Annotated in this window: 13 protein-coding genes and 1 pseudogene; 3 read left to right on the forward strand and 11 right to left on the reverse strand. The window is 48.1% G+C overall.

Annotation, left to right across the window (positions count from 1 at the left end; translation table 11 throughout):
- Positions 1 to 118: 118 nt before the first annotated feature.
- The 6 genes from AB3Y94_RS05840 to AB3Y94_RS05865 form a co-directional block, all read right to left on the reverse strand.
- A complete protein-coding gene (locus AB3Y94_RS05840) occupies positions 119 to 1306 on the reverse strand; it encodes a cation:proton antiporter (protein WP_367295404.1) in 1188 nt (395 codons plus the stop codon).
- A gap of 134 nt (positions 1307 to 1440) precedes the next feature.
- The gene (locus AB3Y94_RS05845; protein WP_367295405.1) at positions 1441 to 1962 is read right to left on the reverse strand and encodes a hypothetical protein; all 522 of its coding nucleotides are present in this window, start codon (positions 1960 to 1962) and stop codon (positions 1441 to 1443) included.
- Positions 1952 to 2584, reverse strand: a complete 633-nt coding sequence (locus AB3Y94_RS05850; RefSeq protein WP_367295406.1) for an ATP-binding cassette domain-containing protein — start codon at positions 2582 to 2584, stop codon at positions 1952 to 1954. Before AB3Y94_RS05850 ends, AB3Y94_RS05845 begins: the two co-directional genes overlap by 11 nt.
- 20 nt (positions 2585 to 2604) lie before the next feature.
- The gene (locus tag AB3Y94_RS05855; protein WP_367295407.1) at positions 2605 to 3273 is read right to left on the reverse strand and encodes a hypothetical protein; all 669 of its coding nucleotides are present in this window, start codon (positions 3271 to 3273) and stop codon (positions 2605 to 2607) included.
- Complete coding sequence (locus AB3Y94_RS05860) at positions 3260 to 4051, reverse strand: hypothetical protein (RefSeq protein ID WP_367295408.1); 792 nt, start codon at positions 4049 to 4051, stop codon at positions 3260 to 3262. The genes AB3Y94_RS05855 and AB3Y94_RS05860 overlap by 14 nt, the downstream gene beginning before the upstream one ends.
- Before the next feature lie 303 nt (positions 4052 to 4354).
- Entirely contained in the window at positions 4355 to 5689 is a 1335-nt protein-coding gene (locus AB3Y94_RS05865) for an NAD(P)/FAD-dependent oxidoreductase (protein WP_367295409.1), read from the reverse strand.
- 162 nt (positions 5690 to 5851) lie between these two features.
- Here AB3Y94_RS05865 and AB3Y94_RS05870 point away from each other — a divergent pair, with 162 nt between their 5' ends.
- Genes AB3Y94_RS05870 through AB3Y94_RS05880 form a run of 3 tightly spaced genes read left to right on the forward strand, consistent with a single transcriptional unit; the run spans position 5852 to position 7484 of the window.
- On the forward strand, positions 5852 to 6298 hold the full coding sequence (locus AB3Y94_RS05870) for a DUF3290 domain-containing protein (protein ID WP_367295410.1): 447 nt from the start codon (positions 5852 to 5854) through the stop codon (positions 6296 to 6298).
- A gap of 3 nt (positions 6299 to 6301) precedes the next feature.
- Positions 6302 to 6940: a DUF421 domain-containing protein gene (locus tag AB3Y94_RS05875; protein ID WP_367295411.1), complete on the forward strand. Its 639-nt coding sequence runs from the start codon at positions 6302 to 6304 to the stop codon at positions 6938 to 6940.
- A 22-nt stretch (positions 6941 to 6962) separates the two neighbouring features.
- Positions 6963 to 7484 carry an NUDIX domain-containing protein gene (locus AB3Y94_RS05880; RefSeq protein WP_367295412.1) on the forward strand — a complete coding sequence of 174 codons (522 nt, stop codon included), beginning with the start codon at positions 6963 to 6965 and terminating at the stop codon, positions 7482 to 7484.
- Between the two features lie 251 nt (positions 7485 to 7735).
- Here AB3Y94_RS05880 and AB3Y94_RS05885 read toward each other — a convergent pair whose 3' ends face one another.
- The 5 genes and pseudogenes from AB3Y94_RS05885 to AB3Y94_RS05905 form a co-directional block, all read right to left on the reverse strand.
- Positions 7736 to 8617: a MucBP domain-containing protein gene (locus AB3Y94_RS05885; protein ID WP_367295413.1), complete on the reverse strand. Its 882-nt coding sequence runs from the start codon at positions 8615 to 8617 to the stop codon at positions 7736 to 7738.
- 183 nt (positions 8618 to 8800) lie between these two features.
- Positions 8801 to 9148 carry a hypothetical protein gene (locus AB3Y94_RS05890; RefSeq protein WP_367295414.1) on the reverse strand — a complete coding sequence of 116 codons (348 nt, stop codon included), beginning with the start codon at positions 9146 to 9148 and terminating at the stop codon, positions 8801 to 8803.
- 681 nt (positions 9149 to 9829) lie between these two features.
- A pseudogene (locus tag AB3Y94_RS05895) lies at positions 9830 to 11968 on the reverse strand (hypothetical protein); the annotation flags it as partial.
- 734 nt (positions 11969 to 12702) lie between these two features.
- Entirely contained in the window at positions 12703 to 13548 is an 846-nt protein-coding gene (locus tag AB3Y94_RS05900) for a C39 family peptidase (RefSeq protein ID WP_367295415.1), read from the reverse strand.
- A gap of 13 nt (positions 13549 to 13561) precedes the next feature.
- A complete protein-coding gene (locus AB3Y94_RS05905; RefSeq protein ID WP_367295416.1) occupies positions 13562 to 14461 on the reverse strand; it encodes a C39 family peptidase in 900 nt (299 codons plus the stop codon).
- Position 14462 lies beyond the last annotated feature (1 nt).

Consider the following 14462-nt stretch of genomic DNA (forward strand, 5'->3'; position numbering starts at 1 on the left):
AAACAAGGCCTTATTTTTGAAAAATTCTCTCAAAAATAAGACCCGTTATTTAACTAATTCGGTTCGATTCATAATTATCTGCCTCTCCGACCGCTAGCGCAAAAACGTTAGTAACCAGTTAAGCCGTTTCTTCCGTGACTGTCTTAGTCTTAGACATCCGCTTTAAGGTCTGTTTCAGTAACAATGGGGCCACGATAGTTGCTAGAATAATTACCAGAATCATTGCGGAGTAGTCACTCTCACTCATCAGCCCAGCTTGGTGGCCAATTTGGGCGGTGATCAGTCCCATTTCACCACGCGCAATCATCCCAGTACCAATCACGGCGCTACTGGTACCGTCAAACCCACTAAGGCGTGCACCTAAACCACAGCCTAGCAATTTGGTCAAACAAGCTAATACCGTTAAAATTACGATGATTCCTAAATTACCTAGGAAGTGATCAAAGGTCATGTTCAACCCCACGCTCACGAAGAATACTGGGATAAAGATGGCGTTCCCCAGTGGCTCAACGTGATCGGCTAAAACAGCTCGGTAAGGTGTGTGTGCGACAGCAATTCCGGCAAAGAAGGCGCCGATAGCCCCACTCAAACCCACAATATTCGCGAGCCAGGCCATTGCCATACAGATGACCATCGACATGATGGTTACACTAGAAGCCATAACTAACCGTTCGCTCAGATGCATCAGATACGGCGCAATCCATTTGACCAACACGTAGGTTCCTCCGAAGAAGGCCACCTGTTCAATCAGAACCAAGGCCAAAGCTGGCTGACTTCCCGCCGCCTGGATTCCTTGACTAGCCAATAGACTAATCATCAGGGACAGTAGCACGACCCCAATAATGTCATCCGCTACCGCTGCTCCCAAAATGGTTGCCCCCTCACGCGTGGACAGTGCGTGGTACTCTTTAAGCACGGCCACCGAGATAGAAACGGACGTGGCTGAGAAAATGACACCGATAAACAATGATTCCAATAGCGTAAACCCCCACCACCAAGAAGCTAGCCCCATTAAAATGATGGGGAAAATTACCCCAGAGGTTGCCACAACAATGGCCGGGCGCAGATATTTCATCAGTAACTGCAGATTGCTCTCCAGCCCCCCGAGAAACATCAAAATAACCACACCGATGTCAGCGAATAAACTGACCAGATCATTTAATTGGACCCAGTTCAAAACTGCTGGGCCGATTAAAATACCGACCAATAGCTCACCAATCACAGCCGGAACACCCAACCGGTTCGACAAGTTACCCGCTAAAGTCGTCAATACCAGGATTAAACATAAAGTCCCTAGAAATGCCACGCGGACCCCTCCTTTAAGAATTTTATAATAAAACCCATGATACACCAAAACGCCGCCACGCAAAACCCATCCGTCGGAATTTTCTGACCTGACCGACCAATAGTTCTTAGTGACGACGCTTAATCTAAATAGCTTTAAGTCAAATGGAGTAACAGTGAATATTTGAAGAACTGGCCCGATGGCTGCGGCAAAAGGAAGCTAAAGCGTGCCTCCTGTAGCCGTGCCTGATAACTCTCATCAGGCACTGTAAATTCAAGAAATCCCGACTTCATTCCCGGACTATGAAGCTCCTGTTCGGTAAATAACTGGCCTGAAGGGTGCGTTAATCCCCGTGACTGATTACTGATTGCATAGGGGATATTTAGCCACATGTTCTCAGCCAGATTAGCATTTCCCGCCTTCAAGCCATAGTGATACACTCCCAATTGTTGAATCTGCAGGTGAACTTTGACCCGCTTCTCGGCGGTTGCCGATTGGTGTTCGACCTGAGTGACCTTGAAGCGGACGTTTGAATCTACCACCCAGTTGCCTTGATGGAAAATCTTTTCCACCACCAGCGGTTGCTTTGCTTTCTGATTGACATGCCGATACTGCCAAGCACTCCCAATACTCAAAAATAATAGGGCGAAGATAATCAACAACGTTTTAAACTTCATAAGCTGTTCCCGCCTCCACTAAAATCCGCTTATCCGAGATGGCAGACACAAACTCGTGGTCGTGAGAAGCTACCACCAATGTGCTGCCAGCCGCCTTCAACGATTGCAGGTAGGTAATCAGGGCTACAACACTTTCGGTATCAAGCGCATTGGTAGGTTCATCCAACACAATCAACTCACTTTGGCCTAAAGTTGCCTGGGCAATTCCCAATTTCTGCTTCATCCCTAGCGAGAAGTGCTTAACCTTTGCCCCATTATCTCGGGGTAACTGAAACTGATGGAGTAACTGCACAATGTCTTGGTTGGTGACCCCGGGCATCAGATTCGCCAGCAATTTCAAATTTTTATACGCCGAAAATTCTTCGATGAAGCCCGGTGCTTCAATCAAGATGCCTGCTTGAACCGGATAACGCTGGCCAGTCCGAAGGGGGATATCGTTCACTGTCACACGTCCCCGGGTCTTAACCAACCCCAACATGGCCTTCAAAACCAACGTTTTTCCTGAACCATTAATCCCCTCTAAAGTAGTAATGCTTTGCTGCTCCACAGTAAAAGAAACATCCCGTAACACAGGTTGCCGCCGAATTGTCTTAGAAATCATGCTCAACTGAATCAACGTCATTGCTATATTCCCCTATCTCATCATAAGTCTCGGCGATTGACGATCATCACCATCAGGCCCCACAGTAACCCCATACCACCAATCAACAGGCCCGTTGCGACCCAATCCATCTCGGGAGTTGACGGTGACTGAAAGCGTAAGAACGGTGACTGCGGCTTGGCCAATACATCCTCGAGCAGCATTTCACCCAGCCAAGTACCCATAATGGCAATCAACTTCTGTTGGGTCGCGACATAAACTGCCAGCGCCACGCTAACAAAAAAGCCCTGATTGATTCCAACTTGGACACAGCCCCATAACACAATCCAACTAGGCGGCCACCCCGCCAGTTCAGAGAATCGTGCCACTATAATTCCGCTCCACATTAGCCACAACGTTCCCTGTAGTAAAAGACTTTGTACACCAAGCTGCCGAATCCAAATTAGCCGGGACCCGGTTACACCATAGTCATTTAACCGCGGTGAAATCACGCTGAGTCCGACAATTAACCCGATGGGCAAGTAACCCCAGCTAAATCCGCCAATCTCAAATAAAGCTTTATACAACGCTAACGGGGCTAAGTGAGTTGACTGGGTCCAATGCCATCCTCGTAATCCAGAAATAACCGTCGCAAATAGCCCCATAGACAAAAGCCATCGGTAACGGGTCAGTTGGCTACACTGTTGCCGCCATAATCTACGCGTGAACAAGTTGTTGCCACCCCCGAGCTACTAAATACAAGGTGATGCCACTAAATACGATTGTCACCCCCGCTGTTGTCGGCCAGCTGACATTGGCATTGGCCGTCTCACGGAGAAAATCAGCTGGCGCTAAACTATGAGGCACCACTCCCAACGGCTGCACTAAAAATAACCCCAATTGTGTCAGAACAACCGTCCCGATACCCATAAAACGCTGACGCGTGTATAACCCCGTCCCCGTGACAAACAGAGAAAAGAGTCCACCCCAGACAAATGTCCGCCCAATAGCCAAACCAGCGTGTAAGAGGGGCTGGGAATAATACATGCTTACACTCAGGGTATTAAAACTGATTGCCAAGATGTTGCTATGTAAGAGATTGTCCGGCCGATAGCTGGGAAGTACCAACAGATGGCCCCAGAGGTTAACCAGCAATGGCAAGGCCGTAACCAAACCGCCTAGTATGAACGACCAACCAAAATAGCCTCGAAACAAAACGGTTGTCGGAACCTTCATTCGTAACTGCGTTAAAAAGCCATTCATGCGATCCTGGTTTAGCACGGTGCCCACAGGCAGTGCCGCTAGTAGTGGTAGGACGAAGTAATAAGCCTGACTAACTGATTGAAAAGTGTCCACACCTAGCCACTTGGTATATGCCGAGTCAAAATAATTAGACTGGCCGTCGATGAGTCGTAAGGTTGGATAAAGTTGGCTCATCGCTAAAATCAAAGACACACTAAATGCCAAAATTAACGTTCGTTTGTTGAGTCGCTGCCAAACTACCCCCATTAATTTCTCCCCTTCACTCCCGTTTTCGCCACTATACAGGACTTTGGTGGAGATGCCAATAGACCGTTCTAATAAGTCACCAGTTGATATTAAACCATTAATTTTTTCTCTTGCCTCAGCCTACAATCTGGGGCCCATACGCAAAGGAAAGCATCCTAAAAAGTCGCTTAATTTTCAAAATTCGTCACTACTCGATATTTATTTAATTATGCCCGCTAAGCTAATCTTGCCAGCCAAAAAAGAGCCACGGCAACTGCCTTGGCTCTAGTATCTCTAAGTTTTAAGTTTCAAGCAGGCCAGCTACTAGCTAAAGTACGTCAGATCAGACGCCAGAGTCGGGTAGGCCGTAATCGTTTGACTGATATCCGCTGGTCCCATATGATTCTGGATCACGAAGTCCAGGTAATTAATCACCTGTTCGGCCTCGCTACTCAGCACAGCTGCCCCAACAATGTGGGCAGTCGATTTATCAATCACAACCTTGATTCGAGCATGCAGGTCCTGAATCCGCTGGTAACTGTACCAGTGCGTCAAATCCAGGTCACTTACCCGATACGTTTCTGGTTCGGCCGCTGCCTGTGCCGTAGTGACCCCCAGTTGAGCCAGCTGCGTTTTACCATACACGACCGATGGGATGACCGGATACTTGATGGCCGGCGCATCACAAGTCGTCAACGTCTCCGTCAAATAGCGACCTTCGTAACCCGCAACGGGAGTTAACTTAGGTTGCGGCCGATCAACAACATCCCCTAACGCAAAGATGTGAGGATTCGTGGTTCGCAACGTACCGTCAACTTTAATGCCATGCGTCGTCGTGGCAACGTCCACCCTGTCTAAATGGAGACCAGCAGTAACTGGCACTCGTCCAGCCGTCGCAAAAACCATTCCGGTTGTCCAACTCCGACCATCAGCTGTGATCACACGATACTGATCATCAGCCGGGGTCACCTGGGTGATTTCCGTGTTAAGTTGTACATCGATGCCATTAGCCTTTAAACGGTCCAACAAGTCACCGACAAGGTCATCATCAAAGGCACGTAACGGACGATCACTGTGATGGATCAAGTGAACCTGCGCGCCAGCCGCGTTAGCAATAGCCGCCAACTCAACCCCCACGTACCCGGCACCCATCAACGTAATGTCCTCGGGTAAGTTGTCTAAATCCAAGAACTCGTTACTGGTTCGCAACCATTCCTGACCGTCAATCTGTGGCAACCGGGGTTCCTGACCAGTCGCAATAATCCAATTGGCGGCATTCAACTGATCATCACCAACAGTCAAGGTACCATCATCATTGAAGCTGGCTTCCCCGTGAAAAGTGGTCATACCGGCCGCTTGCAAGCCGCTGTGCGTGCCAGCCGGAATCTTCTCCGTATACGCTCGCTTAGCAGCCATCAAAGCCGGCCAGTCCAGCTGTGGAACCCCGCTTAATCCGTGGCCCCGCAAAGCCTCACTATGGCCCTGTGCCTCCACAGCAGCCATTAGAATTTTCTTGGGATCACACCCGCGATTAGGACAAGTGCCGCCCCACAGATCCTTTTCCACAACTGCCACGTTCATCCCCCGGGCATGTAACCCGTAGGCTGCAGCTAGACCACCAGGACCGCCACCAATCACAACGATATCAAATTCTTGCATCTGCTTGAACCTTCCCTTCCTGAACCCTTAACTCTGATTCTAGCACGCTCCCCTTTATTCACCAGTATTTTGGTCTTGACGCAAAACTAAGATTCCCTATTCGCCCTTTCTAAAAATTATCGTGATAAACTATATAGTAGAAATTATTTTAGGGGGAACACGATGACATTTTATACTTATGGCTATCTAACAACCCATCACAACACTTGGCAGTATGCCCGTATCGCCCTACTAATTGCGTTACTCGTCATCTTCATTGGTTTTTTCATTCACTACCTTCGGAATCGTTGGAACGTGAAATACAAAGACCTAACCATTATCACGGGGACACTTCTTCTACTCGTACTAGGATTTCAGATCAATAGTCTGGTTTCCCTACAGTCCGCCACCAAACAAACGGGCGAGGTCACAGCCACGGTGCAACAAGTTGCCAAGCAGCTCAAGGTACGACCAACCCAATTGAGTATTAACACGACCTCCACCGGGAGTAACTTTCTGGTCAAGGCACCGCAGGGATACTACCGCCTCAACTACAACTCAGACGGATCTGCTTTTGTCTTGGAAAAAATCACGCTAGAAAACCCGAAAATCACACTGGTAAAGGAGTAGCCCATGTTCGTTTATTCAGACGTTTTTATCAAATTAGTTGTCGGTTTTATTTTTATGACATTGCTCATCAATTTTTCCGGTAAGGGAAATCTGGCACCAACGTCCGCCATTGACCAAGTTCAGAACTATGTTTTGGGGGGAATCGTTGGTGGCGTTATTTATAATTCCGCAGTCACCTTACTACAATTTATCATTGTGCTGTTAATCTGGTCCCTGTTGATCCTAGTAACCCGCTACCTAAAGATTCACATCCGAACTATCGGCAAATTCATTGATGGTGGCCCCATCACTGTCATTCGTAACGGTCAATTACTCGTCCACAACTGTCTAAAAGCCAACCTCTCCGCCAAGGAAATCGACTTCAAACTCCGAACAGCCGGGGTCTACCGAATTAACGACGTGAAGCGGGCCATCGTTGAACAAAACGGGAACTTAACCGTTCTGCGCCAGGGTGACGGTTCCATTCGCTATCCAATTATTGTGGACGGTCAGATTGACCAAGACGTACTCGAACTTATGAATCACGACGAGGCTTGGCTGCTGACTCAGTTAAAAGAACTCGGCGTAACTAACGTTCGGGACATCTATATGGCTAAATATGAAAATCACCAGTTTGAAATTACCCGTTACGATGAATCTTAAGTTAGGTTAGGAGGCAATTATCATGGCAGCAGACCGCCTGAATGAATATTGGGATATCTATAACCGCGACTTGCAAATCACCGGTCGCCGTCAGCGGCGAGAAGCTCTCCAGTCCGGGGAATACCATCTGGTAGTCGATGCATTTATTTTTAATGAGCACGGCCAAGTGTTACTTCAGCAGCGCTCATCCAACAAGATTCACTTTCCCGGTTACTGGGACTGCTCTGTCGGTGGGTCAGCCGTGGCAGGCGAAAGTATCGAAGCAGCCATGAACCGTGAAATAGCTGAGGAACTTGGTCTGATCATCCCCGTCACAGCAGCTGACAACTTTTTGATTGTGCCCCACACCCGCTGGATCGAAGCATGGTTTGCGTTTCAAACGACCGAGTCTGTCACCCACCTAGCCCTTCAACACGAGGAGCTACAACGTGTGGCCTTTTTTGACCAAGATGCGGCCCAACGCCACCTCCATCAGGTTGGATTCAACCCGTACACCGTGGAAATGCAACGAGCATGGTCCCACCTTTTGGAGCACGCTCAGTAATTGGGAGAGCACCTTTAAGATTGCCGCTTGATAAATTCAACAAATCCAATGATGTTACTAACGAAGGAGTTGGGACAAAAGTCTCAGCTCCTTTTAGTGCGCCAGGCGTCTATAGTCGCAGCGTGCGACAATAGACCGTCAACTCCGCTTAACTCTGATAGACCAACGTTTCAAGGCCGGAATTGTTCGCCTATCGCCATTAATGCCCAGTGACTGACCGCCGCTTGCCTGACGCTCTTCTTTTTAAGCGTTTATTTTTTCTTTCGCCCGAGTAACCAACTCAAAATAATTGCTCCTACTAAAGTCACACTTAACCAAATAACGGCGTGTGTTTTTTTCTGCTTTGGCTGAGGCGTTACCATGTGCTTGGTAGCAACGACTTTTACCGTCCGCGGTGGCGTAGGCGTAGTCACTGATTTAACTGGCTGAGGGCCTTCACCTCCAGCATATCCAGTAAACTTATCGTCGACAACCGGGGATGATGCCCCTGCAACTTTCTGGGTGGCTACTACCCGCCGCTGAACCTTGCGTGTCTGTTGTGCTACAGGACAATACCGGTAGGTCACAGTCTGTTGGTTAACTAAAAACTTTCCCCGCTGATTCTTAGGCAGCGTGGCAATCACGTACCCAGCCATTCTAACTGGCGCCGTCACATAATGGTGGCCCCGTTTCCCCGTCACTAGCTGATCTGCTGTGACTCGATTTCCCCGTTGATCTAAATGTCGAACTGTCACCTGGGACTTCGTTTCTAGTCGATAAATGTACGTAATTTCTTGCGGAAAAGTCGTGAACTCACCAGTTGCGGCTCCAATCATCCGGTCGAGTCGGTACCCTGCAATAGTGGCCGGCTGTACTTTGTACCCTGTTGCCACCTTGCCCACCAACGCCTCGTCAGCTGCTAGGATCGCCCCATTCACACCTCGATGATGAACAGTCACCTCCGCTGAACAGTCCGAATTGTCTGCAGCCAACAATTGTGGCGAAACATTGGCTACTTCTGTCGGAATCACGGCCGTTGCAGTGGCCTCCCCCATACTCACTTCAGACCCATTTGCAACAGCATCAGGACCGGATGTGCCTAGTAAAATCATCAGTGTCGTAATCCAGGCCCACTTCTTAAAATACAATGACATGTCTCTCTCCCCCGCGGATTGTGCTTTTTTGAACAGATAAGATATGCCCTAGCATAGCAGGTTCAATGCCTGAATAAAATTGAAATCCACCTTCACAATCAAAAAAGGAATCATAGTAATCTAACTATGATTTCCCTTTCATAATTGACCTAATCATTACCCCATAACTTGGCCAAAAACATATTACGTTCGTGATTGGAGCTGTGCTGTTTGCTCAGCTAAGCGTATTTTCTGCTGCCGTCGTTCCCGATTGATTTGCCACCCGCTGACTACAAAAAGGGCCAAGAGGACGCCAAACCAGCTAAGCTTTAATAACGGCTGTATACCACTTTTATTCGTTCGACGACTTACATCATCGGTGTGATGCAGTTCTTGCGGTTGATCAAAATCCTCATCAATTGGCGTTGTTCGAACGGATGCTGATCCCTTCTGTACCACAAAATCGACTGATTCTTGTTCCGGTTGAATTACCGCCGCATCAGCAGTCACGATGTTACTTAGAAGAACCATCCCCAATATCATTGTCATCATAATTGGCCAAATGCTAGTAAATTGGTAGTACTTTCCTTGCATAATAACTATCACTCCCCGTTAATTGTCCCCGTCCATAGCAGGGTTCCCCTCGTTTATTCGTTAATAATTGCATAATCCCATAACTCGAAATACACTTCTACTCCACCGATTAGGCCCTGCTATTCGCTTAAAACTAATCATTAATTTCTTTAACACCACTACTTCAGTTAATGACTATTGGCCCCCGTTGGTTGGACCTAAACTTACTAAACTGTTGCCCACAGCGTTCTCGATTATGAAACTCCCCTTTCCACTTGCTCCTTGATCTCACGCCGATAACCACATGCTAACAGTTGCCCAACCTAAAGAAAATACAAAACCTTTATCTCTGTCAAAAATGAAATCGTTTTCCGCTACTAGTGATTTCAACTTTGTGAAGCTTTAGATATCGTCGATTTAAAATCCTGATACATCAAGGATTGAGCGTGTTTATTTATTCACCTGAGAACGTTTTCTCAATCTAGTCAGCAATTTATTTTGGACCATCAGTACTGACGCCTATCGTATTGGGCCGCAACCAATACTGTAATTTCATACATTTGCGACTAACTAATATAAAGAATGCCTATGCTACACATCAAAGGTGACATGCAACATAGGCATTCTCTTATATTATTTTTATAGGATTAAAATTTCCATCTAGGCTTGCTTGCGGCGAAAAATCCGGCTAAGACCCAATGTCATGATTCCCAGTAAAGCGCCTAACCAGCTGAGTTTACTACCAGCTTCATTTGTTTGCGGCAGCTGACCATCAACCTGCGTAGGACGGCCCAATTGGCCATCACCAGGTCCAGCTACCAAAGCTAGCGGATTCGTTGAAACATCCGTAATCACGTCAGCCGCGCCACCAACGTCATCAAAGGACCCCTCAAGAATCTGATTGTCATCGGTTTCACTCCCAGTTGAACTAGTTTGAGAATTAGAGCCGTCAGGTGCCTGATCCCCAATGCCGGCAGTATCTCCCTCATTACCATTGACGTTACTGCTGTCATCTACCGGGTCAATAACCCCATTATCACCAGTTTGTCCTTCATCATTTTCATGATTGCCAGAACCGGTGTCAGTCCCACTGCCTGAACCACTGTCTGAACCACCATTATTACCAGTGTCTGAGCCACTGCCGGTATCGTTCTCAGAGTCAGAATCCAGGTCGGAACCTGAATTGCTATCGGAATCTGAATCACTGTCGGAGTCCGAATCGCTATCCGAATCCGAATCACTATCTGAGGCTGAATCGCTGCCGGAATCTGAGTCACTGTCGGAGTCCGAATCGCTATCCGAGTCTGAATCGCTGTCGGAATCCGAATCACTGTCGGAGTCTGAGTCACTGTCGGAGTCTGAATCGCTGTCAGAATCTGAGTCACTGTCGGAATCTGAGTCACTATCCGAGTCCGAATCACTGTCGGAGTCTGAATCGCTGTCAGAGTCACTATCCGAGTCCGAGTCACTATCTGAGTCTGAATCGCTATCCGAGTCTGAGTCACTATCCGAGTCCGAGTCACTGTCAGAATCTGAGTCACTATCTGAATCTGAATCATTGTCGGAATCCGAGTCACTGTCGGAGTCTGAATCACTGTCTGAGTCCGAATCGCTATCGGAGGCTGAGTCACTGTCGGAGTCTGAATCACTATCTGAATCCGAGTCACTATCCGAGTCTGAATCGCTGTCAGAATCTGAATCGCTATCGGAGGCTGAATCACTGTCTGAGTCTGAATCACTATCTGAATCCGAGTCACTGTCGGAGTCCGAATCGCTATCGGAGTCCGAATCGCTATCGGAGTCCGAGTCACTATCGGAGTCTGAATCACTGTCTGAGTCCGAGTCACCATCCGAGTCCGAGTCACTGTCGGAATCTGAGTCACTATCTGAATCTGAATCACTGTCGGAATCCGAGTCACTATCGGAGTCTGAATCACTGTCTGAGTCTGAATCACTGTCAGAATCCGAGTCACTGTCGGAGTCCGAGTCACTGTCGGAGTCCAAGTCACTGTCGGAGTCCGAGTCACTGTCGGAGTCTGAGTCACTATCCGAATCCGAGTCACTGTCGGAGTCCGAATCGCTATCGGAGGCTGAATCGCTATCAGAGTCTGAGTCACTATCGGAGTCTGAGTCACTATCGGAGTCTGAGTCACTATCGGAGTCTGAGTCACTATCGGAGTCTGAGTCACTATCGGAGTCTGAGTCACTATCGGAGTCTGAGTCACTATCGGAGTCTGAGTCACTATCGGAGTCCGAATCACTGTCAGAGTCACTGTCAGAGTCACTGTCAGAGTCACTGTCAGAGTCACTGTCAGAGCCTGAATCACTATCCGACTCTGAGTCATTGTCGGAATCTAACCCATTACCAGGCTTAGCGTCACTTTCTGAGTCAGAGTTACTGTCGGAATCTGAATCGCTGCCCGACTGCGAATCCCCTGCTGAATCATTGTCTTGACCTGAATTATCATCAGTCTCCGAGCCATTTCCTTCAATATCCGAGTCTGCGTCAGACACATTTCCCTGACTAACGTCTTCATCCCCGGCATTCCCATCAACATTATCGCTAGTGTCTGACCCACTCCCAGTCCCCGTCTCATTACCTGAGGTCAGATTATCTCCTGGTTCAAGTGAGCCGTCTGCGTCAGAATCTGAGGTATCCCCCCCGTTGGGATTTCCACTCGTATCATTATCTTCATCAGTATCTGCGCCCGCATCGACGTCTGTATCAGGAGTTGCACTAGTATCATCAGTACTATCTTCACTACCGTCCGCCGATTCGCCGTTGGTGTCTTGGTCGTTGGTATCAACCTCTGTCCCTTGGGCTGGGCCACCGGGATTATCTGTGCTGTCCCCAGTCTCTTCCCCAGTGCCCGTTACATCCGTCGTCGTGTCATCACCGTTACTGCCATCACCGTTACTGCCATCACTCGACGTGGTTACCTCAGTACTATCCAGATTTTCATTCGTCGCATCACTATTATTCCCATCATTACCAGCATTATAATCACTTGTCTCACTGTTATTGACACTCACGTCTGGTGTCCCAGTCTGACCAGTATCTGCGCCATTCGACGTTCCTTCGGTCGTGTCAGTCGTCGTGGCGCTTCCTGTAGAATTCACATCAGTCGTCTCGTTACCACCATTAGGTGATGGCGTCACTGGTGCTGGTGTTTCTACCTGTGTCTGCCCTGTCTCAGCAGAATTCCCCGTTTGACTAAGGCCAGCTTGACTAGCCCCTTCAGCAGGAGTCGCTTTCGTCTGAAGTGACTGTTCGGAAATTGTCACCGTCGCCGCACGGGCCTTACGCTGGTCATCAGTAGCCATCATTCCCGTACCAACCAATGCGGCCGCTGCTGTGAGCCATAAACTCGTTCTTAAATTTTGTGACATGTGTTTTCTCCTTCTCAATTGACCTTAGTCTGTTTCTCAGTAAACAACATGTTATCAGGTTCACAACGAGAAGAAAATAAGAATAACTAATCACAATCAAAAATGGAACCATAGCCTTCTGGCCATGATTCCATTCTACACAATCAACGAATCACAACTGCTCGTGAATGCCGGCTGTGATAGACTTTCATAAAGTTATTGGTACTCGTCCAAAATACCTTGTTGGGCCATCCCTTTTGCATGTATGGATCTGCCACTAAAAACTTGCCGTGCTTATAGCCAACTAAGGCTAAAACGTGATATGGTCGTGACTTTTCCATATGCCAACCACCAGAAAAAACAATCGCATTTCCCCGTTTAACCTCACGGATCAGTTGGGTCTTAGCGGCCCCAGAAATGTTAGCTGCCCGTTTGTCATAGGTCTGGGCGTAGGCAGTCAGTGGTGCTGGATAGATTGTCCGCGTTTCACCAGGACGACTCTCTGTGTAAGGATTCCCAGTAAACCCTTTATTAGGTGTCTTGGCCTTGGGCATCCGATTAATCACCGTCTTCAGACTGGTCTTGGTCGCTACTCCTTTAACAGATAGGGCCATCTTAAGACTGGCCGCTTCGCAAGCGTTAGGCGCATACAGCGGATAAAGTTGACTGTTATACGTATATGGCAAACGGTAAGTCGTGGTCGTCTTCAGGGCCTGAGCGTTGAGCCAACCGTAGTTATGTCCCCGCCGACTAATCCGGAAATACGTTGCTTTCTTCGTCTTCGCCACGCGGTCTAGCTGAACCAACTTACCACTCAAGCTTCCCGTCTTTCTAAGCACTTTCGTAGTGGCTGGACTACGCCAAAGCCGCCACCCCTTACTCTTCACTACCCGTGAATTGTAGGCTCGCGCTGACTTAGCTGTCACCAAACTGGCACTAGCAACCGAATTTACGCTAAATATTCCTAAAGCAACTGCAACGCTAATAACTAACTTTGTCCATTTTCTCACAGTAAATCCTCCTCTACTGAATTGCCACGGCAAAATGCTTGTATTGATAGCTTCGTGCAAATTTCTTCGCACTGACCCAGTACTTTCCCTGGTTCGGATCAGCTACGTGGTACGCACCCTTCTTATACCCGTCTAGCAGCATGACGTGACTGTTATTGATACCCGTGCCCCAGAAATAATGTCCATACTGGGCCTTGGCAAAGTGTAACGTCACATACACCACCACCGGATTATGCAGGCGTAATTGCGATCGCAGCTTGCTCAAGTTGGCACCGCTAACGTTCTTAACTTTGTGATAACGATTCCCCCACTTAGCCAGTGGCTTAGGGAAAATCGACTGAAAGACGCCGGGGGTGACCTTGTAAGGACTGCCAGCGAAACCAGTGTTCGGATTATTGGTCTTGCTACGGGGTAATTTTTTCATGAAGGCTACTAAACCGGTTGATTTCAAAACACCCTTATAGTGAAGACCTTCCAGTAAGCTAGCAGATTCACACCCCATCCAGGCTTTAACTGCTCGCTGACTCACGTAGGGTGCACCTAAATTCACCTTTGTTGGTGTCTTCAAGTCACCACGCCAAACCCAACCGGAATACGTTTTCTTGGACTTAGCATTGGTGCTGGTCACATAGTAATACCGGTAATGCTTGCCGTTCGCCTTTTGAATGAGAGCCGACTTACGGATGATCCAAGCCATTTTGGGAAAACTTTTCAACTGGTGCGTGGTCGTCAAGGTAAGGCCAGTGCCATCGTTTTCAAACGCCACCAGTTTTCCCTTGGAATTACCAGTAACCTTGCCGAACGGCGTGACTTTTTTCTGTGACAAGATCTGTGAAGTCGTTGCAGCCTGTGCAGTAGCAACACCCAACCAGGTTGTTAGCAGGGCCATCCCCACCATTAATATTTTTTTCATA

Source organism: Levilactobacillus yonginensis (assembly GCF_964065165.1).
Taxonomy (GTDB): Bacteria; Bacillota; Bacilli; order Lactobacillales; family Lactobacillaceae; genus Levilactobacillus; species Levilactobacillus yonginensis_A.

Excerpts from the sequence above, each read along its gene's own strand:
- AB3Y94_RS05870 (WP_367295410.1), top strand. The coding sequence starts at position 5,852 with ATGACATTTTATACTTATGGCTATCTAACAACCCATCACAACACTTGG.
- AB3Y94_RS05890 (WP_367295414.1), bottom strand. The coding sequence starts at position 9,148 with ATGATGACAATGATATTGGGGATGGTTCTTCTAAGTAACATCGTGACT.
- AB3Y94_RS05880 (WP_367295412.1), top strand. The coding sequence starts at position 6,963 with ATGGCAGCAGACCGCCTGAATGAATATTGGGATATCTATAACCGCGAC.
- AB3Y94_RS05875 (WP_367295411.1), top strand. The coding sequence starts at position 6,302 with ATGTTCGTTTATTCAGACGTTTTTATCAAATTAGTTGTCGGTTTTATT.
- AB3Y94_RS05885 (WP_367295413.1), bottom strand. The coding sequence starts at position 8,617 with ATGTCATTGTATTTTAAGAAGTGGGCCTGGATTACGACACTGATGATT.
- AB3Y94_RS05905 (WP_367295416.1), bottom strand. The coding sequence starts at position 14,461 with ATGAAAAAAATATTAATGGTGGGGATGGCCCTGCTAACAACCTGGTTG.
- AB3Y94_RS05860 (WP_367295408.1), bottom strand. The coding sequence starts at position 4,051 with ATGGGGGTAGTTTGGCAGCGACTCAACAAACGAACGTTAATTTTGGCA.
- AB3Y94_RS05850 (WP_367295406.1), bottom strand. The coding sequence starts at position 2,584 with ATGACGTTGATTCAGTTGAGCATGATTTCTAAGACAATTCGGCGGCAA.
- AB3Y94_RS05865 (WP_367295409.1), bottom strand. The coding sequence starts at position 5,689 with ATGCAAGAATTTGATATCGTTGTGATTGGTGGCGGTCCTGGTGGTCTA.
- AB3Y94_RS05845 (WP_367295405.1), bottom strand. The coding sequence starts at position 1,962 with ATGAAGTTTAAAACGTTGTTGATTATCTTCGCCCTATTATTTTTGAGT.